Source organism: Streptomyces sp. NPDC048637 (assembly GCF_040650675.1).
Lineage (GTDB): Bacteria > Actinomycetota > Actinomycetes > Streptomycetales > Streptomycetaceae > Streptomyces.
On sequence record NZ_JBEZHQ010000009.1, the window covers coordinates 119,178 to 142,890 of the forward strand.

The 23,713-nt window shown below is 70.5% G+C and carries 20 protein-coding genes, 1 tRNA gene and 2 pseudogenes; 14 read left to right on the forward strand and 9 right to left on the reverse strand.

Annotated features, from left to right (window positions below):
- Window positions 1-120: 120 nt before the first annotated feature.
- Entirely contained in the window at window positions 121-2,355 is a 2,235-nt protein-coding gene (locus AB0C46_RS14765) for a hypothetical protein (RefSeq protein ID WP_362828195.1), read from the forward strand.
- Between the two features lie 173 nt (window positions 2,356-2,528).
- On the opposite strand, the gene AB0C46_RS14770 is transcribed toward AB0C46_RS14765, so the two are convergent.
- Both AB0C46_RS14770 and AB0C46_RS14775 read right to left on the reverse strand, forming a co-directional pair.
- Entirely contained in the window at window positions 2,529-3,461 is a 933-nt protein-coding gene (locus AB0C46_RS14770; RefSeq protein ID WP_362828196.1) for an SDR family oxidoreductase, read from the reverse strand.
- 155 nt (window positions 3,462-3,616) lie between these two features.
- Entirely contained in the window at window positions 3,617-4,543 is a 927-nt protein-coding gene (locus tag AB0C46_RS14775; RefSeq protein WP_362828197.1) for a MurR/RpiR family transcriptional regulator, read from the reverse strand.
- A gap of 126 nt (window positions 4,544-4,669) precedes the next feature.
- On the opposite strand from AB0C46_RS14775, the gene AB0C46_RS14780 reads away from it, so the two are divergent.
- From AB0C46_RS14780 to AB0C46_RS14805, 6 genes are read left to right on the forward strand one after another with little or no spacing between them, the layout of a single operon-like run.
- The gene (locus AB0C46_RS14780; RefSeq protein WP_362828198.1) at window positions 4,670-5,824 is read left to right on the forward strand and encodes a C45 family peptidase; all 1,155 of its coding nucleotides are present in this window, start codon (window positions 4,670-4,672) and stop codon (window positions 5,822-5,824) included.
- Window positions 5,824-7,509: an ABC transporter substrate-binding protein gene (locus AB0C46_RS14785; protein ID WP_362828199.1), complete on the forward strand. Its 1,686-nt coding sequence runs from the start codon at window positions 5,824-5,826 to the stop codon at window positions 7,507-7,509. The genes AB0C46_RS14780 and AB0C46_RS14785 overlap by 1 nt, the downstream gene beginning before the upstream one ends.
- Before the next feature lie 6 nt (window positions 7,510-7,515).
- Complete coding sequence (locus tag AB0C46_RS14790; protein WP_362828200.1) at window positions 7,516-8,466, forward strand: ABC transporter permease; 951 nt, start codon at window positions 7,516-7,518, stop codon at window positions 8,464-8,466.
- Complete coding sequence (locus AB0C46_RS14795) at window positions 8,463-9,332, forward strand: ABC transporter permease (RefSeq protein WP_362828201.1); 870 nt, start codon at window positions 8,463-8,465, stop codon at window positions 9,330-9,332. The genes AB0C46_RS14790 and AB0C46_RS14795 overlap by 4 nt, the downstream gene beginning before the upstream one ends.
- Before the next feature lie 5 nt (window positions 9,333-9,337).
- A complete protein-coding gene (locus AB0C46_RS14800; RefSeq protein WP_362828202.1) occupies window positions 9,338-10,414 on the forward strand; it encodes an ABC transporter ATP-binding protein in 1,077 nt (358 codons plus the stop codon).
- Window positions 10,411-11,289, forward strand: a complete 879-nt coding sequence (locus AB0C46_RS14805; protein ID WP_362828203.1) for an ATP-binding cassette domain-containing protein — start codon at window positions 10,411-10,413, stop codon at window positions 11,287-11,289. The genes AB0C46_RS14800 and AB0C46_RS14805 overlap by 4 nt, the downstream gene beginning before the upstream one ends.
- A gap of 178 nt (window positions 11,290-11,467) precedes the next feature.
- Here the strand turns inward: AB0C46_RS14805 and AB0C46_RS14810 are convergent, their stop codons facing one another.
- The 4 genes from AB0C46_RS14810 to AB0C46_RS14825 all read right to left on the reverse strand — a co-directional run bounded on the left by AB0C46_RS14810 (window position 11,468) and on the right by AB0C46_RS14825 (window position 14,289).
- On the reverse strand, window positions 11,468-11,977 hold the full coding sequence (locus AB0C46_RS14810) for a VOC family protein (RefSeq protein WP_362828204.1): 510 nt from the start codon (window positions 11,975-11,977) through the stop codon (window positions 11,468-11,470).
- Between the two features lie 90 nt (window positions 11,978-12,067).
- Complete coding sequence (locus AB0C46_RS14815) at window positions 12,068-12,718, reverse strand: TMEM175 family protein (RefSeq protein WP_362828205.1); 651 nt, start codon at window positions 12,716-12,718, stop codon at window positions 12,068-12,070.
- Between the two features lie 156 nt (window positions 12,719-12,874).
- Window positions 12,875-13,231, reverse strand: coding sequence for a helix-turn-helix domain-containing protein (locus AB0C46_RS14820; protein ID WP_362828287.1), 357 nt, complete (start codon window positions 13,229-13,231; stop codon window positions 12,875-12,877).
- A 167-nt stretch (window positions 13,232-13,398) separates the two neighbouring features.
- The gene (locus tag AB0C46_RS14825; protein WP_362828206.1) at window positions 13,399-14,289 is read right to left on the reverse strand and encodes a LysR family transcriptional regulator; all 891 of its coding nucleotides are present in this window, start codon (window positions 14,287-14,289) and stop codon (window positions 13,399-13,401) included.
- A 139-nt stretch (window positions 14,290-14,428) separates the two neighbouring features.
- Between AB0C46_RS14825 and AB0C46_RS14830 the strand changes: the two genes are divergently transcribed.
- The 4 genes and pseudogenes from AB0C46_RS14830 to fecE all read left to right on the forward strand — a co-directional run.
- A complete protein-coding gene (locus AB0C46_RS14830; RefSeq protein ID WP_362828207.1) occupies window positions 14,429-14,824 on the forward strand; it encodes a VOC family protein in 396 nt (131 codons plus the stop codon).
- Between the two features lie 185 nt (window positions 14,825-15,009).
- Window positions 15,010-15,261: pseudogene (locus tag AB0C46_RS14835) on the forward strand (YncE family protein); the annotation flags it as partial.
- A 454-nt stretch (window positions 15,262-15,715) separates the two neighbouring features.
- Window positions 15,716-17,086, forward strand: a complete 1,371-nt coding sequence (locus AB0C46_RS14840) for an alpha/beta hydrolase-fold protein (protein WP_362828208.1) — start codon at window positions 15,716-15,718, stop codon at window positions 17,084-17,086.
- 68 nt (window positions 17,087-17,154) lie between these two features.
- Window positions 17,155-17,316: pseudogene (gene fecE / locus AB0C46_RS14845) on the forward strand (Fe(3+) dicitrate ABC transporter ATP-binding protein FecE); the annotation flags it as partial.
- 75 nt (window positions 17,317-17,391) lie between these two features.
- Here fecE and AB0C46_RS14850 read toward each other — a convergent pair.
- Window positions 17,392-18,921, reverse strand: a complete 1,530-nt coding sequence (locus AB0C46_RS14850; protein ID WP_362828209.1) for a helix-turn-helix domain-containing protein — start codon at window positions 18,919-18,921, stop codon at window positions 17,392-17,394.
- A 246-nt stretch (window positions 18,922-19,167) separates the two neighbouring features.
- On the reverse strand, window positions 19,168-19,998 hold the full coding sequence (locus AB0C46_RS14855) for a CPBP family intramembrane glutamic endopeptidase (protein WP_362828210.1): 831 nt from the start codon (window positions 19,996-19,998) through the stop codon (window positions 19,168-19,170).
- 307 nt (window positions 19,999-20,305) lie between these two features.
- Between AB0C46_RS14855 and AB0C46_RS14860 the strand changes: the two genes are divergently transcribed.
- Both AB0C46_RS14860 and AB0C46_RS14865 read left to right on the forward strand, forming a co-directional pair.
- Complete coding sequence (locus AB0C46_RS14860; protein WP_362828211.1) at window positions 20,306-21,559, forward strand: histidine kinase; 1,254 nt, start codon at window positions 20,306-20,308, stop codon at window positions 21,557-21,559.
- Window positions 21,556-22,278, forward strand: coding sequence for a response regulator transcription factor (locus AB0C46_RS14865; RefSeq protein WP_362828212.1), 723 nt, complete (start codon window positions 21,556-21,558; stop codon window positions 22,276-22,278). The genes AB0C46_RS14860 and AB0C46_RS14865 overlap by 4 nt, the downstream gene beginning before the upstream one ends.
- A gap of 134 nt (window positions 22,279-22,412) precedes the next feature.
- Here AB0C46_RS14865 and AB0C46_RS14870 read toward each other — a convergent pair whose 3' ends face one another.
- Window positions 22,413-22,976, reverse strand: coding sequence for a hypothetical protein (locus AB0C46_RS14870; protein WP_362828213.1), 564 nt, complete (start codon window positions 22,974-22,976; stop codon window positions 22,413-22,415).
- Between the two features lie 196 nt (window positions 22,977-23,172).
- Here AB0C46_RS14870 and AB0C46_RS14875 point away from each other — a divergent pair.
- Window positions 23,173-23,244 (forward strand) — tRNA-OTHER (locus AB0C46_RS14875).
- Window positions 23,245-23,713: the final 469 nt, after the last annotated feature.

A 23,713-nucleotide genomic window follows, 5' to 3' on the forward strand; every position in this document is an offset into this window, starting at 1 on the left:
CCGTGGATCAGGGCACCGAACGAGCGCCCCTGGCGCACCGCGCCCCATTCGCGGACGGGCCCGGGACCGCCGCCCGAAACCCGAATGCGCCCGTCCATGCGGTTCTGGGATCATGCCGCAATGGGGCACAGTCTCGAATCACTGGTCATCCGGCACACCCACCGCCTTCCCTTCCCCACAGGACCCGAAGAACCCGCAAAACCCGCAAAACCCGCAGAACCCACAGGGGACGCAGGGAATGCAGGCGACGCAGGGAATGCCGACGTCGTGGCGCGGCAGTTCGACGCCGCCCTGATGTCGGTGGGTTTCAAACTCTCGGCGGAGCTGCTGGAGTGCCTGTCGGGACTGTCCGTGGGGGTGGTCGTCGACACCGCCGTGCGCACGCTGCGTACCGTCCGCGAGATGGTCGGCGACCACGTCCAACACAATGTCTACTTCATCGATTTCCCGGCCAACGTGCCCGATACGTTCGCCTTCTGGACGCAGTGCATCGTCGAGGCGCTGGCCGACGACGCGTCCCGCGCACGCACGGCTGCCCAGCTGCGGAGCGGAGTGGTGGACCTGCTCACCCTGCCGTCCTACGGCAACTACCGCCACACCTATGCCGAGATGCTCGCCGCGCATGACGAATTGATCGCGGCGACGGGCGACCGTATGACGGTGCTGCACCTGGGCGACGACCTGGACGACGAGGTCACGGCCCTGTACCTGGCCCTGGCCGGAAGCACCACACCGCTGGGCGACGACGACCTCAACGACCTGAAGGTGCTCGCCGAACGCTGCGTGGACGGCCCCCAGCCCGAGGCGATCCCGATCCGCGAGAACCGCGCCGTCCTCAACCAGGCCCGCCTGAGTGCCGGAGCGGACCTCCTGGTGGACACCGTCACCGACGTGCTCCGTCTGGCCTGCGCGGTGTCGGACGGCGATGTGACCCTCCAGGAGCCGACCCGGTTCCGGGCTCTCTCACGCCCGGTGCGCCGCGCGCTGCTCGCCGGGCTCGACAGTGTGGTCGCCGCAGTCCCCGCCAAGCTTGCCGATGTGCACGTCCACCGCGAGCAGTTCAAGCGCCTCGGCGAACGCCTCCACCCGCACGAGTACCCGCGCTGGCCGCACGCCGCCGAGGTGTTCGCCGTGGCCCGGGGCGAGAAGCAGGCCCGCTCGTTCGACAGTCGCGTCGAGGAGCTGCTCGGGATGCACGACGTGACCGGGGCGGTGGAGCTCTTGAGGTCCGCGCCCGGCAAACTGTTCCGCTCCCTGGACCGGCTGCTGCGTATGGCCCTCACCCAGGAGGAACGCAGCGCTGTCGCGACCGCCGCCGAGGAGGTCGCTCCCCAGGTCTCCGGCCGGGTCGTCCTGTCGGTGCGCGAACATCTCCACAACCGCCCCGAGCAGACCGGCGAGCGCCGCGTCTTCGTCAACCGACTCGGCAGTGCCTGGGTCGCCTCCGACGACCGCCCGCCCGTGCTGCCGGACGAACGGAAGCGGCTGATCTCTGCGCTGGACACCGAAGTCCGCCGCCGCCTGCCGGACCCGGGCCACCTGCTGGTCGATCCCGACATCCTCGATGTGGCGCTCCCCCTGAGCGGCAAGGCGACCGCGTCCGGTCTCGGAGTGCTGCCCCGCGGCTCGGTCTCGCCGGTCGACGGCGACCTGCTGCGCTTCTTCGTCCACTGGAAGCAGGCGCGCCGGAGCACGGACTACGACCTGTCGGCGCTGATGCTCGGTGCCGACTACTCGACCCGCTCCTGGCTGTCCTACACCGCCCTCACGCAGGTCGAAGGTGAGCACTCCGGTGACATCACCGACGCGCCCGAGGGCGCCTCGGAGTTCATCAACCTGCGTCTGGGCGCCGTCCGCGGCACCTTCATCGTCCCGCAGGTCAACATCTTCTCGGGGGAGGGCTTCGAAGAGGTCGAGGAGTCGTTCTTCGGCTTCATGCTGCGCGACGCCGCCCAGCAGGGCCGTCCGTTCGAACCGCGCACCGTGCGCCTGAAGTCGGAACTGCGTGGCCCGGGGAGGGTGGCGCTGCCACTGGCATTCCTGCGCGGGAGCGACGGCCGCTGGCGCGCCAAGTGGCTGCACCTGCACCTCAAGGGCACGCCGTCGGCCAACCGGGTGGAGGGAAACCAGGTGTCGGTCGCGACGCTGCTGCGGGGCATCGTCGAGCGTGAATACCTGACGGTCCGCTACCTCGTCGACCTGATGGCCGGCGGCGCCACGACCGTGACCCTGTGGGACGGCGAGAACCTCCCGGACCGCCCGGTCACCTACATAGGCCTGGAACGCCCGGAGGGTCTGCACCCGGACTCCCGGATCCTCACACCCGAAAATCTGCGCGACCTGATCCCCGCCTGACTGCTATCGTTCATTTCGGCGAGGCCATGAAGGGGCTTCCTTCTCACACTCCTTGAATTAGCCCTTTCGCTCTCCTCGCCCTCTACGTTGCATCAGGGCCATCACCGAGCAAGCCGGGCGTCCTCGACGACGCCTGACGATCACCGGGGCAAGCCCCGTACCGGGACATCCGCTCAGGTATGGCGCGCCCAACTGTCGGGCTGGGAACCGTCGATGTCGGTGAAGCCGTACTCACGGGCCAGCTCGGCGGAGGTCACCGACCGCTGGTTCCAGCGTGCTCGGGCGGGGTCTGCGGCCAGCGCTGCGACGGCGCGGCCGATATACCGAGGTGACTCGGAGGTCTCGAAGCCGTCGGGTGCGGGCGGGTATCCCTCGACCGTGCCGTGGAGAGCGTCCCGCCAGTTGTCCTCGGTGACCCCGAAATTGTCGAGCATCATTTCCGAACGCAGCCATCCTGGGGTGAGGGCCAGTGCGGTCGCACCATGGGGTTCGAGTTCGTGTCCCTGGGAGAAGGCCAGCCGGTTCACGGAGACCTTCGCCAAGTCGTAGTACACCGAGATCCGGTACTGGTCTGCGTTGAAGGCCGTGGTGCCGTCGGTGACCTCGACGAGCAGGCCGCCCGGTCGGTCGATCAACAGGGGCAACAGGTGGTGCGAGGTGATCAGGTGGGTCTCGACGGCCAGTCGCAGGATGCGCAGGCCCTTGGCCAGGTCATGGTGCCAGACCGGTGTGTTCCACTCCGGTGGCCGGCCCTTGAGGATCTCGGCGCCCCAGATGTCGTTCACCAGCACATCGAGGTGCCCGTGTTCGTCGCGGACGCGCTTCGCCAGGCGTCCGACCTGCTCGGAGTCCAGGTGATCCACCTGGACCGCGACCCCCACCCCACCCAGGCTGTCCACCAGCCCGGCCGTTTCCTCGATGGTTTCGGGGCGGTCGTAGTCCGAGGAGATGGCGGCGGTGCCCGTACTGCTGCTTCGCCCCGTACAGATCACCGTGGCACCGGCCTCCCCCAATGCGGCAGCGATCCCGCGGCCGGCTCCCCGCGTCGCTCCGGCCACCACCGCGACACGGCCACGAAGGGCATCGCGCTGGGGCGACCACACCATGACCTGCACCTCCTCGACCACGGCCACCGTACGTCAGCCCCCGCTTGCGTGACATCGAACGCGCTGGCATCAGGTCAGCAGACGGCCCGGGTGGGCGAGCTGGGGAGTCGGGGAACCGGGAGCGCCGGCGAGCCGTGGCCAAGAGGGCGTGAGTTTTAGGGGGACTCCTTCCGGCCGCGGGTGCGCACCGCGGGTGGGAGCAACTGCTCGCGGAGCGCGGTGAGTTGGTGTGAGGTCTCCACCGCTCGGGTCTCGTCCAGCGTGGTCAGGGCGAGCAGCAGGGCGTCGGCGATGACCAGGCCGGTCAGCGGCTCGGCGGTGATGCCGGTGGGGGTGTGCGGCGCGGTCAGTACGGCCTCGACGCGGCCCTCGAAGGTGTCGCCGAGTTCATCGGTGACGAAGACGACCTTGGCCCCGATCGCGCGGGCCCGCTCCACGAGCACGGTGAACTCCGTCAGCGGGCGGGCCGGCTGGAAGACCACCACCGCGTCGCCGCGCCCCAGTGGCAGCAGCGCATCGGCGAACGCGAATCCGGTCGCCCCCAGGAAGCGGGCCCGGCGGCCGGTCCGGGCGAGCATCAGGGCGAGGTGCCGGGCGGCGAGTTCGGAGGCTGCGACGCCGTAGCAGAACACCTCTCCGGCCTGGGCCAGTGCGGCCACCGCGCGCTGGAAGGACTCGGCCTCGGTCAGCCGCCGGGCGTGCCCGATCCGTTCTGCCGCCTCGTCGAAGACGTCGTCCCAGATAGCCGTGAGGTCCTTGCCGACATGGGCGATGCGCTGCCGCAGCCGGACCTCGGGGGCGACGGTGGTGGTGAAGTCGGCGGTCAGGTCGCGCTTGAGGGCGGGCAGGCCGGCGTAGCCGATGCGCTGGAGGGCGCGTACGACGGTGGCATTGCTGGTGCCGCTGGCGGTCCCCAGTTCCTGGGCGCCGGCGAAAAGCAGCTGCTCGGGCTCGGCGCCCACGAGGTACTGGGCGACGGCGCGCTCGGAGGTGGAGAGCTCGTCCCAGGCGTCGCGGACGGCGGCCCGCAGCCGCGTCATGCCGGTGCCCTCTCCCACGGCGGACCCTTCTGGAATCTCCATTACAACCCTTGACTTTCGTGAGACCAGCATTACTCTCCTGGACAACGCATTCCAAGAGACCCACTTGCTGAAATTGACGTTACAGCACCACGGCGTCCTGGCGCCGGGTCCTGCGCAGGGAGAGACATGGCACAGCGCACCCTTCCGGTCATCGAGATCGCCGGTCCGCCGGCCGAGCGAGGCCGTCAGTACGGCGAGGCGGTGCGCGACCGCATCCACGCCGCGACCGCGTACTACGAAGCCGCCTTCGGCGCCTCCAGCGGGCTGACCTGGCAGCAGGTCACCGCCCGTGCCGCCCACTGGCTGGCACCGGTCCGCGACTACGCACCCCACCTGGTCGACGAGATGCAGGGGATCGCCGACGGCGCGGGCGTCGGCCTGCTCGACATCCTCGCGCTCAATGCCCGCGGCGAGGTCCTCTACGACAAGTCCTTCACCGAGATCGGTGCGGCGGCACGGTCCGACGGCGAGGAGCCCGCCGAGGGCTGCACCTCCTACGCCGTCTACGGGAAGGCCAGCGGCGACGGCCATGTCTACGCCGGGCAGAACTGGGACTGGCGGGCCGGCGTCGCCGACACCGTCGTGCTGATCCGGATCGTCCAGCCGCCCAAACCGACCCTGATCATGCAGGTGGAGGCCGGGCAGATCGGCCGCCAGGGCGCCAACTCGGCCGGTATCGCGCTCAACGCCAACGGTCTCGGCGGGCGGTTCGACGACGCGATCGGGCTGCCGCAGACCGTCGTACGGCGCAGCGTGCTGGACCAGGACAGCATCACCGACGCCGTCGAAGTGCTGTGCCGCGCCCGTGCACACATCGCCAGCAACGCGCTGCTGACCTGTCGCGAGGGGTTCGCCGTCGACCTGGAGACCACCCCGGCCGGACACGGCTGGATGTATCCCACCGACGGGCTGCTGGTGCACGGCAACCACTACCAGGCCGGCGTCCCGGCCGCGCTCGCCGCCGGGTACCGCCCGGCGTCGTCCGACTCCCTCATACGGGTCCCACGCGCCGAGGCCGGACTGCGGGCACTGTGTACGTCCACCGGCCCCGACGAGTCACGCAAGATCATTCGACAGGCGATGTCGGACCACCTCGGCCACCCCGAGTCGCTGTGCACCCACCCCGATCCGCGGAAGCCTGCGCTCCGGCACTGGACGACACTGGTCTCCTCGTGCGTGGATCTGACCAGCGGCGAATACCACGCCACCGCGGGGACCCCCTGCGAGCACGAGTACCAGCGGGTGCCGTGGAACCTCTACGACGGACCGGGGGCGCACTGATGAAGCGGATGTCCCGTCCGACCGCTCCCCTGCTGACCGCGGCCGCCGTCACTCTCGCCCTGGGCGCGGCGGGGTGCAGCGGCGCCACCAACACCCTCGGCGGCGGCAAGGCGCTGAACGCCGCCGATCTCCGGCTCACCCCCACGACTGCCGAGGCCACCGGCCGGCTCGACACCGTCAACTGGTTGCTGGAGGACGAACCGGACTCCCTCGACCTGGACACCCAGGGCACCAGCGCCGGCCGGGTCGTGCTGACCAACGTCTGTGAGCGGCTCTACCAGCTTCAGCCGGACATGTCCGTCCGCCCTTTCCTCGCCCGGAAGGCCACTCGCCCCGACCCGACCACGCTGGTCCTGAGCCTGCGCGACGATGTCACCTTCCACGACGGCGCGAAGATGACCGCCGACGACGTCCTGTGGAGCCTGAAACGGCATGCCGACCCGGACATGGAGCAGGCCGACGAGTTCGCCAACGTCAAGAAGATGGCCAAGACGGGTCCGCACGAGATCACCGTTACCTTCAAGCAGCCCGACGCCCTCTTCACCAAGGCGCTCGCGGGCGATGCGGGGCTGGTGTACCACCGCAGCCAGGTGCAGGCGGCGGGAGCGGAGTTCGGCACCCCGGGGCGCGGGGACGCCTGCTCGGGCCCGTATGAGCTGCAGAGCTGGAAGTCGGGTGACTCCCTCACCATCCGCCGCTCCGACAGCTACTGGGGCAGCAAGCCACTGACCCGGCAGATCGTCTTCCGCTGGGCCGCCGACAGCGCCTTCGTCAACGCCCTGACCACCGGCGCCGCCGACGGCGGCTTCGCCGAATCCCCCAACATCGCCGCCGCCCTGGCCGGCCGCAAGGGGCTCACCGAGCACTACGGACCCAGCACCGCCTCCCTCGCCCTCATCCCCACCGAGCGCGGCGGCCTCAAGGACCCCACGATCCGCCGCGCACTGTCCCTCGCCCTGGACCGCGCCGGCATCGCCGCCTCCGGCTACGGCGGGCTCGTCCAGCCCTGGGCAACCCCCGTCGGCTCCGGCGCCTGGGGCTATGCGAAACCCGCATTCGCCGCCGCGCAGCGGAAGCTGAACGCCGCCGCCCCCGCGCGGCCGGACGCGGCCGCTCTCGCACAGGCCAAGAAGCTGGTGCAGGCGGCAGGGGCGCCCACCGAACCGATCATCATCGGCACGGACGCGAGCCAGGGCCGCACCGTCATCGCCAACGCGGTACGGGGCGCGCTGCAGCGCATCGGGCTCGTCGGACAGATCAAGACCGTGCCGACCGCCCAGTTCGAGGAGTTCTACAGCTCCCAAGAGACCCGCTCGGAGATCGATGTGCTGGTCGGCGACTGGTACATCTCCAAGAGCGACCCGATGGGCTTCTACGACAACGCCCTGTCGGACAGCCCCAACAACTGGGTCGGCTTCAAGAGCCGTACGTACGACAGCAAGGTGCACCAGGCGCTCCGCACCCTGGATGACGGCGCTCGCGCCCGGATCGCCATAGGGGTGCAGCAGGAGTTCGCCGACGCGGCGGTGTGGATCCCCGTCGCGCAGGTGCCCTCCGTCCTCGTCCTCAAGGACGGACTGACCGGGCCGCCCGCCTCACAGGCCCACCTCTATTACCCATGGGCCGCCGAACTGGGGACCGAGCCCAAGGCCGACCCCTCCCACCAGCCCCGAGAAAAGGACTGAACCGCCGTGGTCCGCAGACTCGTGCGGCGCATCGCCGGCCTCATCGCGACGCTGTTCGCCGCCTCCTTCGTCATCTTCGCGTCCGTCTACGCCGCCCCCGGCGACCCGGCGGTCTTCCTCGCCGGCGGCCGCGACAAGCTCACCCCCGAGAAAATCGCCACCGTCCGCGCGCAGTACCACCTCGACGAGCCGCTGGTCGTCCAGTACGGCCGGTGGCTGTGGGACTGCGTACACACCGACCTGGGGAGGTCCTTCCGGTACGGGGACCAGGTGGCCGACCTGGTGGCCGCCCGGCTGCCCACCACCCTCGCGCTCGTGGGCTATGCGACGGTGCTGTTCGTCCTGCTCGGCGTCGGCGCCGGGGTGCTGGCGGCGGTCCGCCGCGGCTGGGTGGACTCCGCCGTCGTCGGTGCCACCACCCTCGCCGGCTCCGTCCCTTCCTTCGTCGCCGCCATCGCGCTGATCTCGCTCTTCGGGGTGCGGCTCGGCTGGTTCCCGGTGACCGGTGGCGGAACGGGCTTCGCCGGAACGGTCCACCACCTCACCCTGCCCGCCCTGTCCATGGCCCTGGGTGCGCTGGCGATCATCAGCCGGGTCACCCGGCAGGCCATGCTGGATGCCGCGGCCGCCGACCATGTGGAGGTCGCCCGTGCCTGTGGCGTCCCCGAGCGCGAGATCGTCGTGCGGCACGTGCTGCGCAACGCCCTCGGTCCGATCGTGACCATGTGCGGTCTGGTCACCGCCGGCATGCTGGCCGGCACCGTCGTCATCGAGACCGCCTTCGGGATCAGCGGCATCGGCTCGCTGCTCGTCGGGGCCATCAACACCCATGACTTCCCCGTCGCCCAGGCCGTCCTGCTGCTGATGGTCACCGGCTACATCCTCGCCACCACCCTCGTCGACCTCGTGCACCCGCTGCTCGATCCGCGGGTCAAGGCCGCAAGGAGCACGCTATGACCTCCCTCAACCCGGCGGCGGGCCCCGTCCCGACGGTGACCGCCGGCCCCCGCCCGCGTACCAGGCGTCCGGTCGCTCCGACGGTGGCCGCCGGTTTCCTCGCCCTGGTGGTGCTCACCGCGCTCTGCGCACCGCTGCTCGCCCCGTACGCGCCGGACGCCATCGACCTGTCGTCCTCGCTCGAAGGCACCGGCCGGGCGCATCTGCTGGGCACCGACGCCTCCGGCCAGGACCTGCTCAGCCGGGTCCTGTACGGGGCCAGGACCAGCCTGATCGCGCCGCTGCTGCTGCTTGCGCTGGCCGCCGTGCTGGGCGTCACCCTGGGCACCGTCGCCGCCTGGCGCGGTGGCTGGGTCGACACCCTGGTCAGCCGGATCACCGACGTCATGTACGCCTTCCCGGGCCTGCTGTTCGTCGTGCTGATCATCGCGGTCTTCGGCTCCGGGATCACCACATCGGTGATCGCCCTGGGGCTGGCCTTCGCCCCCACCATCGCCAAATACACCCGCAGCATCGCCCTCGCCGAACGCGCCAAGCCCTATGTCGACGCGTACCTCGTCCAGGGCATGGGCGGCGCCCGGCTCTGCGTCCGACACCTCGTCCCCAACCTCGGCCGGTCACTCGCCGGCTATCTCGTCGTCCTCTTCGGCGAGGCCCTGATGAGCCTGGCCACCCTCAGCTATCTGGGCTTCGGAACCCAGCCGCCCAGCTCCGACTGGGGGCTGATGGTGCAGGAGGGCCAGGCCGCGATCGTCCAGGGGGCGCTGCTGCCGGCCATGGTGCCGGGCTGTGCCGTGGCCGCCGTCGTGGTGGCCTTCAACATCGCCGGTGTCTGGGCCGCCGACCGACTCTCCGCCAAGGGATAGCCGCCATGCCGAACCCGACCACGCCCCCTGCTCCCGCCCGGTCCGCGCCCGCCCCGTCCACGCCCCCGCCGGACACCGCTCCGCTGCTGGACATCGACCGGCTGACCCTCCAACTGCCCGGCACCGCCCGCCCCGTCCTCGCCGATGTCTCCCTGCGCGTCGGGCCCGGCGAGATCGTCGGCCTGGTCGGGGAGTCCGGATCGGGCAAGTCCACCACCGCCAAGGCGGCGCTGCGACTGCTCCCCGAGGGCGCCCACACCGAAGGCACCGTCCGGGTGTCCGGCACCGATGTGCTGTCCCTGAGCGGATCGGCACTGCGCGCACACCGCTCCGGCTCCGTCGCCATGGTCCACCAGGACCCGCGCTCGGCTCTCAACCCGGTCCGCAGGATCGGCGACTTCCTCACCGAACGGCTCGCCCGCAGCGGCCTCGACCGCCCCGCCATACGCGCCCGGGCCCTCGAACTCCTCGACACCGTGGGCCTGTCCGACCCGGAGCACCGCATCCGGCAGCGCCCGCACGAGCTCTCCGGCGGCATGCTGCAACGCGTCGTCATCGCCGGCGCGCTCGCCGCCTCCCCCCGGCTGCTGCTCGCCGACGAGGCCACCAGCGCGCTGGACGTCACCACCCAGGCCGCGATCCTCGCCCTGCTGCGCACCCTGCGCGACGAGCACGGCATGGGCCTGCTCTTCATCACCCATGACCTGCAACTTGCCGCCGCCTATTGCCAGCGGGTGTACGTCATGTACGCGGGCCGGGTCGTCGAGGAACAGCCGGCCGGCGCCCTGTTCAGCGCGCCCCGGCACCCCTACACCCGCGGGCTGCTGGCCTGTTCGCCCGACCTGGCCGAGGCGCCGCGCGTGCTGCGCCCCATCCCGGGCCGCCCGCCGTCCCTGGCCGACGCCTTCCCCGGCTGCCCCTTCCACGCGCGCTGTGCCCACGCCGACGACGACTGCGCGGCCTGGACGCCCGTCCCGAACGCGCTTCCCACCGGCGGCTCCGCGTCCTGCCGCAAACTGCCGGACGCCCCGGCACCGACCGCCTCCCCGACCCCGCCCTCGTACGAGAAGAGGCAGCAATGACCGGCGCACACCCGCTCCACGACCCGGCGCACCGGCCCGCGCACGACGGCACGCCCGTTCTGGTGGCCGAGGGACTGACCAAAACGTATCCCCTGCCGGGCGGTGGCCGGCACCGGGCCGCCGACGGGATCTCCTTCACGCTGCCGCGCGGCGGCTCGACCGGGATCGTCGGAGAGTCCGGGTCCGGCAAGACGACCGTGGCCCGGATGCTCGTCGGACTAGTGCGGCCCGACGCCGGCACCGTGTCCGTCGACGGGCACGCCCGCACACCCCGTACGCCACGGGGCCGGGCAGCACGGCTGGCCAGGGCCCGGGACATCCAGATGGTCTTCCAGGACCCCTATGTCTCGCTCGATCCCCGGCTCACCGCACGCCAGTGTCTGCACACCGCGCTGCGGCTGCACGGCGCGGCACCACAGCACGCCGAACAGCGGGCGACGGAACTGCTCGATCTGGTGGGGCTGGGGACACGGGAGGCCGGCGCCCGGCCGCACGGGCTGTCCGGCGGACAGCGGCAGCGCCTCGCCATCGCCCGCGCACTCGCCGTCGACCCCAAAGTGCTCGTCCTGGACGAGGCCGTCGCCGCGCTGGACGTCTCCATCCAGGCACAGATCCTGCACCTGCTGGCCGAGATCCGCCGGGAGACGGGGGTGGCGCTGGTCTTCGTCAGCCACGATCTGGCCGTGGTGCGGCACCTCACCGACGAGACGCTGGTGATGCGGCGCGGCCGGACCGTGGAGCAGGGGCCCACCGAGCAGGTGCTCGCCGCGCCGGCGGACCCGTACACCCAGGCGCTCCTGGCCGCCGTACCACACCCGGGGTGGGACCCTGCCACGGCAACGGCGGCCGCCGCCCTGGCAGGGTTCACCGCATAGCGATACAGCGATGGACGGGCCTTCCCCTGGCGTGCAGCGGCGCAGCGGAAGGCACCGGCAACGGCCTGGCGGGACGGGTGAGCCTGGTGGGTCCAGCGGGTCCGGTGAGCCCGGCGGGGCCGGTGAGCCCGGTGAGCCGCTCCGGGTTGGTCCCTGAGGCCGAACTCTTCGGGCTCGGCTAAGGCGTGTGGCCTGCCAACTCCTCCGCAAGAGACGTCTGCACATAGTCCATGGCTCGTTGGTAGGTCGGCTCGGCGAACCGCTTGGCCATCTCGTCGGCGGGGACCTCTTCCAGGCGCTGAAAGACCCACCACAGGTGGCCTTGGGGGTCACGGAAGCGTGCGGCTATTTGCCCGAACGCCAGCTCGGTCGGCTGCGTCACCACTCGGGCCCCACAGGCGAGGGCCTTCTCGACGGTCTTCTGGGCGTCCTCGACGTAGATCCTCAGATGCGCGGGCAGCTGCGGCCAACCGGGCTGTCGGTCGAACATCAGCACCACGGCACCCGCCACATCCACCTCGGCGTGACCCACGGTCCCGTCCTTGTTGAGGACGCGGGAACCGCGTTCGGTGGCCCCGAACACCTGGCGCAGGAACTCGATCTCCGCACCGGTGTCCTGCGAGATCACCCAAGGGTCGATCCGTGAGTAGCCTTCAGGAACAGATCCCAGCTCATCCTTGATCGTCATGCGGTGACCCTGCCACAGACCACACCACTCCGGTGGGAAAACCCCATATCGCGGCGGCAGTACGGTCGATCCGGCCACGGGGTGTCTCCCTTAGGCGCTGAACTGCTGTGTGTCCGCGCGCAGTCGCTTGCCCCGCTTGCCCGTCACCATCCTGACCGGGATCAGCACCGCCCACCACAGCTTCGCGCCCGTCGGTGAGACGAAGGCGAGCGGGACGGCGGCAGCGAAGACCAGCACCGTCGCCGCGAGGTCGGCGACATCGTTGCGCACGATGGGGTCGGGCAGTGCCGCGCTCCTCAGCCATGGGCGCTTCCAGAGCACAAGCGTCAGCGCGAGCTGGCTGGCCCCCATGGCCGCGACGGCGCCGGAGTAGATGGCCACGGACTGCGGCAGGTCCCCGTACTCGGCCAGCAGGGTGGTGGGGAAGGGCATCAGGGCGACCAGCCCCAGGCTCAGCAGCACGATCCTGATGACCGTCCCGTCCACGTCCCGCACGTACTGGAAGATCTGGTAATGGCCCCGCCAGAACGCCGCGATGACCAGCAAGCTGAGGGCGTACGCCCACACCTTGGGCATCACGTCCCGCAGTGCCTGCGCGAAACCGGCGGAGTCCAGCCCGTCGGGCAGCGTGATGTCCAGCGCCAGCAGCGTCATCGCGATGGCGAACACTCCGTCGGACAGCGCGAGGAGTCGGGCCGCGCTCCCCTCGTCGTCCCGTGATTTCCGGCCACCGTTCACCACGCCACTCTAGGATCATCCGGCCCGGAATATGACGATTTGCCTCTTGCACGTGTTGAGCCGCCCGCCGGGCTTCGTGGGCCCGCTCGGAGAACAGGGAGCGTTGCAGACGCCGCCCAGCGGGAGGAATTGCCGTGTTCCAGGAATTGGGCAGGGACTTCAGGACGACGGTGTTCGTGGTGGGTGTGTGGAGTCGTAATGGTGTCGGTTGTTGTTGATCTGGTGGCGATGTGTCGTGGCCCATTCTCCGAGAGCGACGACGGAGTCGAGCAGGGTCGCGCCGAGTTCGGTGAGCGTGTAGTCCACGCGCGGGGGAACGCTGGGGTGGACGGTGCGGGTCAGCAGGCCGTCGCGTTCGAGTTGCCGCAGTGTCAGGGTGAGCATGCGCTGCGAGATGCCGTTGACGGTCCGGTGCAGTTCGCCGAAGCGCAGGATGCGGTCGCGGAGTTGCCCGATGATGAGGATGCTCCACTTGCTGCCGATCAACCCGAGGATCTGGAGCACCTGCCGGCACACTTCCTCATCCGGCTCGCGGCCGAGGTCTGCTGTCGAAGTCGGCGCGGAGTCGCGGTGCTGCGGGGCCGGTGAGGTGTTCCTGCGGGACGCCAACGGTTACCTCCGTATGTGTCACTGATGTGGATGTGCCGGCTCGCTGGGCCCTCCAGCAAGAAGCCAAGGGGCCATTAACGGACTGGGGCGGCGGCATCCGTCGCAGCCCTGACGAATGCGCGCACCCGCTCTGTCGTGTTCCCAGCCGACCAGACCAGTCCCCGTTCGATCGGCTGCGCGTCATGCAGGGACACATAGGCGATGTCAGGTCGGGGGTAGTACTGCCGGGAATGCTCCCCGACCGGGAGAACACCCCTGCCCATCGCGACCAGAGTGAGCATCTCGGAGAACGACCCGCCGACGGGCCCTTTCGGAACGGGCCTGCCCGACGGCGTGCGGTCCGGTGTGCGGTCCCCCTTGAACGCCGCAGAGGTCACGTGCGGATACTGCACCACGGGGTATTCCGCGAGCACTTCGAGCGACACCGACTGCTCACCGGCCAGCGGATGCCCGGCCGGCACAGCGAGCACCCGCCGCTCCCTCAGCAATACGGGCCCACAGGCCACTCCGTCGAACGGGTAGGAGGCGAGGAGGATGTCGATCGATCCGTCCAGCAGACCCGCCCGGGAGTTGGACAGCTGCACCTCCCGTACGTCGACCCGGCAGTCGGGGTGACGTTCCGCGAACAGGCCGACCGCTCGCAGCAGTGCAGGAGCCGTCCACTCACCGAGGAAGGCCACCCGCAGTTCTCCCGTGACACCGCGACTGGCGTCGGCCGCCCGTCGCAGTGCGCCCTCCATGGCGGCGACCAGGGGCACCAGCTCGTCGGCCAACTGCCGCCCGATCGGAGTGAGTCGGACGGTGCGGCTGTTCCGTTCGAAGAGCATGCCGCCGATCCGGCGTTCAAGCTTCTTGATCAGCTGGCTGACCCGGCCGGTCGTGATCCGCAACCGCGCGGCGGTCCGGCCGAAATGCAGCTCCTCGGCAAGCGTCAGGAAGGTCTCCGTCTCCAACCGCTCCAGCATGGTCCGCCCCCCCCGGCATTGAATCTGGCTCAACGACCGTATTCCGATCATGCCTTGAAGGCGCCCGCCATGGGGCCGATCGTAGAGGCCTTGCCCCGTTCACCGACCGGCTGGGCCGCGTCATCACCCTGGAGACGAAGTGACCACTGTTCACGTAAAGGCATTCGACCACTTGGTCCTCAACGTCGCGGACGTTAAACGGTCCCTGGACTTCTACACCGGACTCCTCGGCCTGGAGCCGGTACGCCTCGCGGAGTGGCGGTCCGGTCATGCCCCCTTCCCCTCGGTGAGAGTCACCCCGGAGACCATCATCGACCTGGTCAGCAGCGCCCGCGGCGAATCCAACGTCGACCACATCTGCCTGACTGTGGAACCGGTGGACTGGGACGAGGTCATCAAGTCGGGGGCCTTCGTCGTGCACGAGGGCCCCGTGGCACGCTTCGGCGCGCGGGGTACGGCTACTTCTGTCTACGTCCAAGACCCGGACGGCAACACGGTGGAACTGCGCTGGTACCCGCAGGACGCCACAGAGTGACCAAGCCGGGGGCTCCGGCCGGGGGCTCCGGCCGGGGCGGCTCTGGCCGGGTGCTCCGGCCCGGCGATCCAGCCCGGCGTTCCGGACGGGTACCCAAAAGCGGCGTGCATGTTAGGTAAGGCTAAGCTAAGTTAATTCCTGATCGCCTCTCCGCGAGGCGCCTCTGTCCAGGAGACTGACGCCACATGACCTCACTCGCTTACCGCATCCGCCGCACTGCGGCGTTCGCCGTGAGCCTCGCCGCCGGCAGCACTCTCGCCCTGGCCGGCACGGCGACCGCGCACTCAGGCAATCCGTCCGGCCCCGCCGCCGGGTCAGCGCCGGTCGCCAACGGCCTGTACCAGTCCGCGTACTCCGAGCGAAACCAGGTGCACTGGGCAACGTCCTCCGTGGGCCGGCCGCCGGTCACCAACTCCAGCCTGGTGAAGGTCGACCCACACGTCCAGGTGGCCCACGGCACGGCGTTCGTGGCCGCCAAGTCCGGCTCCGGACCCGCGGGTCAGGACGTGCTGCACCGCTTCCCCCTCGGGCGCTGACGCCCCCCACACCCAGCGGCTCGGTCCGGAGCCGCACCGCGCCCCGCCCGCCTCGCCCGAGCGCGGGCGGGACCCGGCCACCCCGCCACCTCCGTACGACCGGGCCGGCCTCCCCGCCGCCCCGCCCGAACCGCTCGGCACCGTCCATGTACCAACCACGCACCGACCACATACCGTTCGCGCACCGCGCGCCCTCCGACCGGAATGTCTTTCCCCGCATGACGCATCGATACGATCTCCGCCACTTTCTCCCACCGCTCACCCTGAGGCACCGGGCCACTACCGCCGGAGCCGGGTTCCGGCCGGCGGCCGGCCCGCGGCCCGGGGCGTCGCACCGCACACGGAGGACGCTCGGGTGAGCCGCGCCGCCTCCGCCGCAGTCATGGCGCCCGCGGACGCCGCCGAGCCCGTGCCGTACACCGTCGCCGGCCCGCGCATCACCCGGCTCGCCCACCGGCTCGCGCAGGCCGCGCCGACCGAACACAGCGCGCTGACCGCCGAGTTCTGGACCACGGTCGAGCAGGAGGGCACGCCGCTCATCGAGGCTCTCGACGACGACCCCCACCACCGGGCGGTGACCTTCCTGTGGCGCGGCCACCGCGCCACCCGCCAGGTTCTGCTGCTCGCCAACGGGCTCACCGACCCCGACGACCTAGCCGGTTCACTCCTCACCCCTTTGCCCGGCACCGAGATCTGGTATCTGACCCGTCGTCTGCGGGCCGACCACCGGGGCTCCTACCGCCTGGTCGCCGACGTCTCCACCGGTCCCCTGCCCGGTGCGGAAGAGTCCCTGCGCGCCCGCTTACGGGGGCTGGCCGTCCACGCGGCTCCCGACCCGCACAACCGGATGCCGCTGCCCGGTCGTGGCCGGTCGGCCGGAAGTTCGCTCTTCGAGCTGCCGTTATCCCCGCCGCAACCCTGGCGAGATCCCCGCCCGGACGCCCCCCGCGGCACCGTGGAGCGTCACCGCAGCCCCGGATCCGCCCTCGGTGACCAGCACTCCACGTGGGTGTACCGGCCCCCGTCCGACACAGCGGCCGGCCCCCTGGATGTTCTCGTACTGCCCGACGGGGAGATGTGGTTCGGCGCCCTCGGCCTGGCCCATACGCTCGACGCGCTCCTCGCCGAACGGCGCATTCCGCCGCTGCTGGTGCTCGCGCCCGACGCGTCCGGCCCGGCCGCCTGGTGGCTCGGGCACCACACCCACGATGACTACGCCGACTTCCTCACCGACGAGCTGCTGACCTGGGCGGCCACTCACTGGCCGGTCACCGCGGACCCACGGCGCACCGTGGTGGCCGGGCAGGGCCTCGGGGGCACCGCCGCACTGCACACCTGTCTGCGCCGGCCCGAGCGGTTCGGCGGCGCCCTGGCCCAGTCTCCCGCGCACCGGTCCGCCGCGCACCGGCCCGCCGCGGACCGGCCTGCTGGTACCCGGTCCCCTGCTGCCCGCCCGGCGCGTGATCGGCTGCCGGGCGCCCCCGGAGCCGCCCACGGCGAGCCGTCCTGGCCTTCGCAGTGGTTCGCCCCGCCCCACCGGGGCAGCGCCCGTATACACCTCGACATCACCCGGCAGGACGCCGCGACGGAGCCGGGCCCCGCGCTCCCTGAGCTCCTGCGCCGCTGCGGTCACACCGTCACCTGGCAGGAGTTCAACGGCGGCCCCGATTACGCCTGTTGGCGCGGCGGGCTGGCCGACGGCCTGATCTCCCTGCTCGGAAGCTGAACGGGTGCCACGGGACCCCGGCGTGGCTCGGAGGCCGGTGGCGTGCGGTGTCGGCCGGAGGCCGGTGCCTCATCGCGATGAAAGCCGGCCGCATCATCGCCCAGGGCGTGCCCCGCGACACGGTCGATGAGGCCCTGGTCAAGGACCTCTACGCACTGGATGCCGACATCTTGCGGGCCCCCGGCGACGCCTCACCGGTCGTCGTTCCCCTGGCCAGGAACCGAAATTGACAGCAAGTCAGACAGGAACGGCGGAGCCCGCCACGCACCCTGGTGGCCGGGGCGGGGCTCACCGGAGCTCCCGGGTCATCTGGGCCCCCAGCGGTTCTTGTCCGGCTGGTAGGAATACCGCTTGCGGCCCTCGATCGCGCTCGTACGGAACGGCTTGCCCCCGTCATCGACGCGTACCGTCCCCCGCCGGCCGCCGCTGCTCCAGCCGACTTCCAGGTACCAGCTGACGTCATGCCCCTCAGTGTGCAGCTCGAGGTTCAAGACCTGCGGATCACTGGTGGAGACCTTGAAGGGGAAGTCCTTCGCGGGCACCACGATGTCGCCGTCCTGTCCGGCCACGGGCTTCGCCAGCGGCTGGGCGTCGTCCAGGTCGATGTCGAAGGACTGCGGGGTGATACCACCGCCGCAGCCGTCACCCATCCTGTAGGCAGGCCAGGGCAGCGCGGCGCGCTTGTCCACCACCCGTACGTGCAGAGAGGTCAGCACAACCGCTTCTTCCGCACCGCCCGTTGCGGTGAGCTGCAGCAGCATATGTCCGGCGTCGATACCGCCCAGCGCACGGGCCCAGCCGCGGGCGTCCTGCGGTGCGGGCGGTGGCGGGACATGGTCCGGGGTCTGCTGGAGGAGGTAGCTGAGGCCACAGGGCTGATCCCAGTTGTAAGAGCTGATGCCCACGCGCGGAGCCGAACCTCCCCGGACCTCGGCCGGCGCCCGGCTCTTGCCGGAGGAGTCGGGCCGTACCGCGCCAGGCGTGCTGTGCCGCGCCTCTCCACTGGGGGTGGGATGTCGCTCCGCTGGAGTGCGGCCCGGCGAAGGGCTCTCCGGCGGCTTCGTCGGAGCGCCGCCGGCGGCCGGCGGCCGGCCGGTGCCCTGCGCGCTCTTCCTCTGGGAGTCGGCCACCGTGGGCTCTTCAACGGCTAAGGCCGTCGGCACGGCGAGAGCTGCCACCGCGCTGACCGCGAGGGCGATACGGAGGTAGGTGCGCCGGGCGGGGCCGCGCCTGGCCGCCACCGGCTTCGGCTGCGTGACCGGCGAGTGCGGTGCGCGTGGTGTACGTGGTGGATGTGGTGTACGTGGTGAGTGCGCTCTGCCCGGCGATGCCGATGAGCCCCTTGGGGCCGACGGGTCAGGCGCGTTCAGCGATTCCGATGCATTCGGCGAGTCCGATGCATTCGGCGAGTCCGGCTTGTCTCCGGTGGCGTTGGTGTGCGGGTCGGCGGGCGCTCGTGCGGCAGGGGCGGACGGGGCGGCCGTATCGGCGGACGCGTCTGCCTGATGAGCCGACGAGGTGGCCGCCTCATCGGTCGACGAGGCGGCCGGGGCGGACGAGTTGGCCGAGCCGGGCGTGGAACGGCTTCGCCTGCGGGCCTCGTCGGCGAGGATCCAGCGCCGGTGCAGTTCCACCAGTTCGTCCGCGGTCGCCCCGCACCGCCTGGCGAGGCGGTCAGCGGGTGCGAAGTCCTTCGGAACGGCATCGCCGTTGCAGTACCGGTGCAGCGTGGACACACTCATGTGCAGCTGCCCGGCGAGGACGCCATAGCTGCGTCCGGAGCGCTCCTTCAACAGCCGCAGCAGCCCCGCGAACCCCTCTATTTCCGTCCCCACCCTGTCCCCTGTTCGCTCCGCCGTTCCAGGACAGCGTTCCAGGGAGTCATCATTCTCCCAGGTCAGCACCCATTTCAGCGTTCTACCTTCCCTCATTGTCCCGGATCAGTTGGCACCCGAGCGCACGCCACGCACGCTGTGAGCAGCACCACGAGACAGGAGACCTCATGCGAACCCGCCGGCGCATCAGCGATGTTGTCGCCATCGCCGCGCCGAGCATCAGCGCCACGGTGGTGATCTCACTGATCAACCGCCGCTGAGACCGGCGGATTTGTCCCTGTCCGTCTGCCGGAGCGACACCCTTCGTCCGCCGACGATCCACAGGCAGATGGCGGCCAAGGGGACGAGGACCAGCAGCATGGGGGTGACTGCGCCCAGGCCTTCCGCCTCGTCCAGCATTTCACCGAGAATCAAGAAGAGGACCATGTTGTTTCCCGCATGGGCCAGGCTCGCGACCCAGACGCTCCCGCTGCGCTGGTACAGCCACATGAGCGTGACCTCCTGGAGCTGGAATGACAGGGTCCACACCGCCAGGCCGAGCACCACGTTCGTGAACTCGGCATAGCCGATGAAGGCCAGTGGAAAGTGCCAGACGGCCCAGATCAGGCCCGTGGCAACGGCGGACGGCACCGTACGGCCACCGAAAAGGCGTGGCCGCAGATAGCTGGTCCAGCCGAATTCCTCGCCGGCGTAGACGGGCGTGAGGATCAGGGCCGCCATCATGAGACCGAGTACGGACGCCAGCTCTTTCACTCCGGGCATCCCGCCCGGCCCGGACAGGTCCGGGTCCCACAGGCCGGCCGCCGCGGCGAGTGCGAGGGTGGCCGCCGCGACAAGCGGCGGGCCCAGCCAGGCCATGGCGTAGTAGCGCCAGGCCGCTTTGAGGCGGAGTTTCAGTCCGGCGTCGGCGAACCCTTCCTTGGTGATCCAGCGGCGGACCACCACTGCGGCGATGCCGGGCATGCAGAAGCCGGGTAATTGCAGCAGGGGGCTGAGCGCGGACAGCCCGAGGCCCCACCGCGCGAACAGCAGCCACAGCCAGGTTCCGCCAAAGGAAATGATGAGGAAGGCCGTCACGCCTTTACGAGTGACGGGTTTCGCATGACTGAAGGACACGAACATTCACCTTTCGGTTTCTGGATTTCTGGTACCCGCGTGCGGAACTCCGGTTCCTCTGGGTGAGTTTCCTTCTCCCCTGGTTCCGCCTCCCCCAGCTCCCCCTGCGCCCTCTCCCGCGGTTCCCTCTACGGGCTCCCAACCTTCACATTCGGCAGCAGGAATTCGTATCGCTATCAGGGGCGAATGGAGGTTCCCCTCTTTTCGGGAGGCGTTCTGGCACTTTCGGGGGAGGCGGTCGGGCGCGGCACCGGGGTACGGTCCGGCCGTGCGTAAATCAATTCGCCTGCTTTCGTGCAGGACTCTGTTCCGGGACTGGGTGTACGCGGCCTTGGGCGCGGCCCTGAGCCTGCCGCCGCTGACCGCGGCCGTGCTGTTCGCGCCGCCAAGGTGGCCGGTGGGGCTCCGGGTGCTGGGCTTTGTGTCCGCGTTCGCCGTGGTGACCGTGGCCATGGGTGCTCCTGTGCCCGCCAGGCGCGCGAGTGTGCGGCTGGCCAATGGCCTGCTGGGCGCCGGTCTGCCCGCGCCGGTGGACACGCCGGAGTCGCGCTGGGTCAACCGGCTGCGCACGGTGGTGTGGCTGGTACCGCACATGGTGCTCGGTGGGGTGGTGACGGTGGTCTCCTGCTTGGCCGTGTTCGGAGCCGTTGTCTTCCCCTCGGTCTGGCTGGGCGGTGCGGAGCACCTGGCCGTGTTCGGACTGTCCCTGCGGATCGGAGAGGGCTGGCGGGGGACGTGGGCGTTGCTGCCGGCCATGGGGTGTCTGGTGCTGGCGGGCGGGATCACACTCGGCGGCGCGGCCGTGCTTCGGCCGCTCGCATCGGTGTTCCTCGGCCACCGGCCCGGCGAGCGGCTGGCCGCCGCCGAGGAGCGGATGAACGTGCTGGCGCAGCGGAACCGGCTGGCGCAGGAGCTGCACGACTCGATCGGCCACACCCTGACGGCGTCCACGATCCAGGCGGCCGTTGCGGTGGAGCTGATGGGCAGTGACCCTGCGGGGGCCAGGCGTGCCCTGAACAGCATCGAGGAGACTTCTCGGGCCGCCATGGACGATCTCGACCACGTTCTGGGGATGCTGCGGGAGGAGCGGCCGTCCACAGTGCCCCGGCCGGGTCTCTCGGATCTCGGCCCGCTGGTGGACGGAGTCCGCGGCACGGGCGCGGAGTTGGCCGTGGAGGTTCACGGCGACCTGGCCCGGGTGCCGGCCACGGTGTCGCGGGAGGCGTACCGGGTCGTCCAGGAAGGGCTGACCAATGCCCTGCGGCATGGCGGGAAGGCCGGGATCCGGCTGCGGATGTCGGTACGGGACGGGTGGCTGGAGGTGGAGCTGACCAATCCGGTCGGTACGGGGATATCTGACCGGCAGAGGACCGGGGGTCTGGGTGTTCAGGGGATCGGGGATCGGGTGCGGCTGCTTCGGGGGGAGGCGCACGCCGGGGTCGTGGAGATCGACGGCGACGGGGGCGCGCGGGACGCACGCTGGCGGCTCCTGGTCCGGATACCGCTACGGTCGGTGTCATGAACGCCTCCAGAGTCCCGGGTCCGGACGCCGACCCGCCCGTGACCGTGCTCGTCGTGGACGACGACGAGTTGACCCGCACCGGCCTGCGGACGCTGCTGTCGGCCAAGCCCGACCTGGACGTAGTGGGCGAGGCCGATGACGGCGCCGAGGTGGTTGCCGCGGTGACCCGGCTGCAACCGGACGTGGTGCTGATGGATGTCCGCATGCCGCGGGTGGACGGGATCGAGGCCACCCGGCGGCTGCAGGCGCTGCCCGATCCGCCGAAGGTCGTGGTGATCACCACGTTCGAGAACGACGAGTACGTCTGGGATGCCCTGCGGGCGGGCGCAAGCGGGTTCATCCGCAAGCGGGCCCCGTCACAACAGATCGCGCACGCCATCCGGTTGGTGGTGGCCGGTGACTCCGTGCTGTTCCCCGACGCGGTCCGCCGGATGGCCGCCGGCCGTCATGTTCGACGAGACGCCTCCGTGACTGCCGCACTCACCGGCCGTGAGACCGAGACGCTGCGGCTCATGGCACGAGGGCTGTCCAACCAGGAGATCGCCGCCCAGCTGGTGGTGAGCCTGGAGACCGTGAAGACCCATGTGGGCAATGTGCTGGCCAAGTTGGGAGTCGGCAACCGCACCCAGGCGGTCATCCTGGCCTTCGAAACGGGGGTGGCCGACCTGGGGGCGCGGACTCACCCGGATCAGCCCGTCACACAGGCCACGCCCGGATAGCCCGCAGCTGCGTTTCGCGCTCCGCCCGATCCCTGGCGCACCGACGCACCGCCGCACCGCAGCTCCGCTCCCCCTGTCCGTCGCTTCCGCGGGGCATCGGCCTGGCGACATGCCACCCGTGTCCCGCACCGGCCTCAGTGGCCGGAGGGCGGCTCGAAGCAGCCGGTCTCCATGAACGGGCCGTTGGTCTTGACCTCGTAGTTGGTCTTCTGCACGAACGCCGTGACGCAGGCGTCCCCATGGACGCGAAGGCCGACCTGGGCGCCCTCGGGCGTGACGTGACGGGCGCCCTCGTAGCGCGGGTCCATCGCCCGCACGGTGAGGGCCCCGCCTCGCCGCTCGCCCTTCGGCCCGGTCCGCTCCTCCTCGTACCCGAGCTGGAGCAGCGCCGCGCGCACACTCTTGGGATCCCACTTCTTCTGCCCCCAGAGCCGCTTGAGCACGGGCTCGATGCGGTCGGCCTCCTTCTGCGCTTCCTTGGCGCCGGCGGGGGACATCTCGCCGGAGCGGCGAGAGGCGTTGTTGTCGCCGTGGTGCGGGGCGCCGTCGACGACTCCGGGCTCCACGTACGGGGAGGCGCCGGGTGAACTGGGGCTGGGGCTGGGGGACGTACTCGGGGCACCGGCCGCCGCGCCCGTGCCGCGCTGCTCACCACAGGCGGTCAGCGAGATCACGGCCCCCAGAAGGAGAGCAGCCACAGCGGCGTGTCTGCGCCGCCCAAGCGTCAAGTTCACCATGGGCATGACTCTGCCATGCCGGGGACGGCGGCACCGGCGAACGCCCCCATGGCCTTTCGGCGCTGCACTGCCGCTGTGCACGGCGGACGAGTGGACACCGAACCCCGCAGACCCTGTATGATCATGATGCAACTCCGGCGCTGCACACCGGAGTCAGGCGTCTGTGGTCCAAGGAAAGACGCCCGCCAGCCGGCGGGAAATGCAGGTGCAAGGCCTGCCGGGCGCTCCACACAAGGGCCTCTGTCTCTCACGAGACGGGGGCCCTTGCTCTTTCGCGACGACGTTTCACGACCCCCGGCCCTTGAGTGTGATGGCGGTCATTCCGAGGCAACCGGGCTCAACACCCAAGGCTTCACGCGCCGGTTCGCTGCCACGCGGTTGGAGCGCCGGGCCTCAAACCCCGCACGCCCCAAGCCCCCTTCATTCGCGCCGAGTTCCGGCCGTGCGGAGTCTCATGGTTTTGATCGTGCAGGAAAAGGATCTGCGGTGGAAGGTGGCCGACATCGCGGAATATCCGGTTCCGCGGTGAACCGCGACGGCGCATGAGCACGATCCGCGCCGTTGAACCCTGCACCTTCACCCATGTGTTGTCTCGTTCAGTGCCTCACTCGCCGGTGCGACTTGATGATCCGGTCGTCCCTGCCAGCATGTGGCGGCGCGGGCCGACCGTCGGTGCGCCGGCTCGAAGACCGAATCCT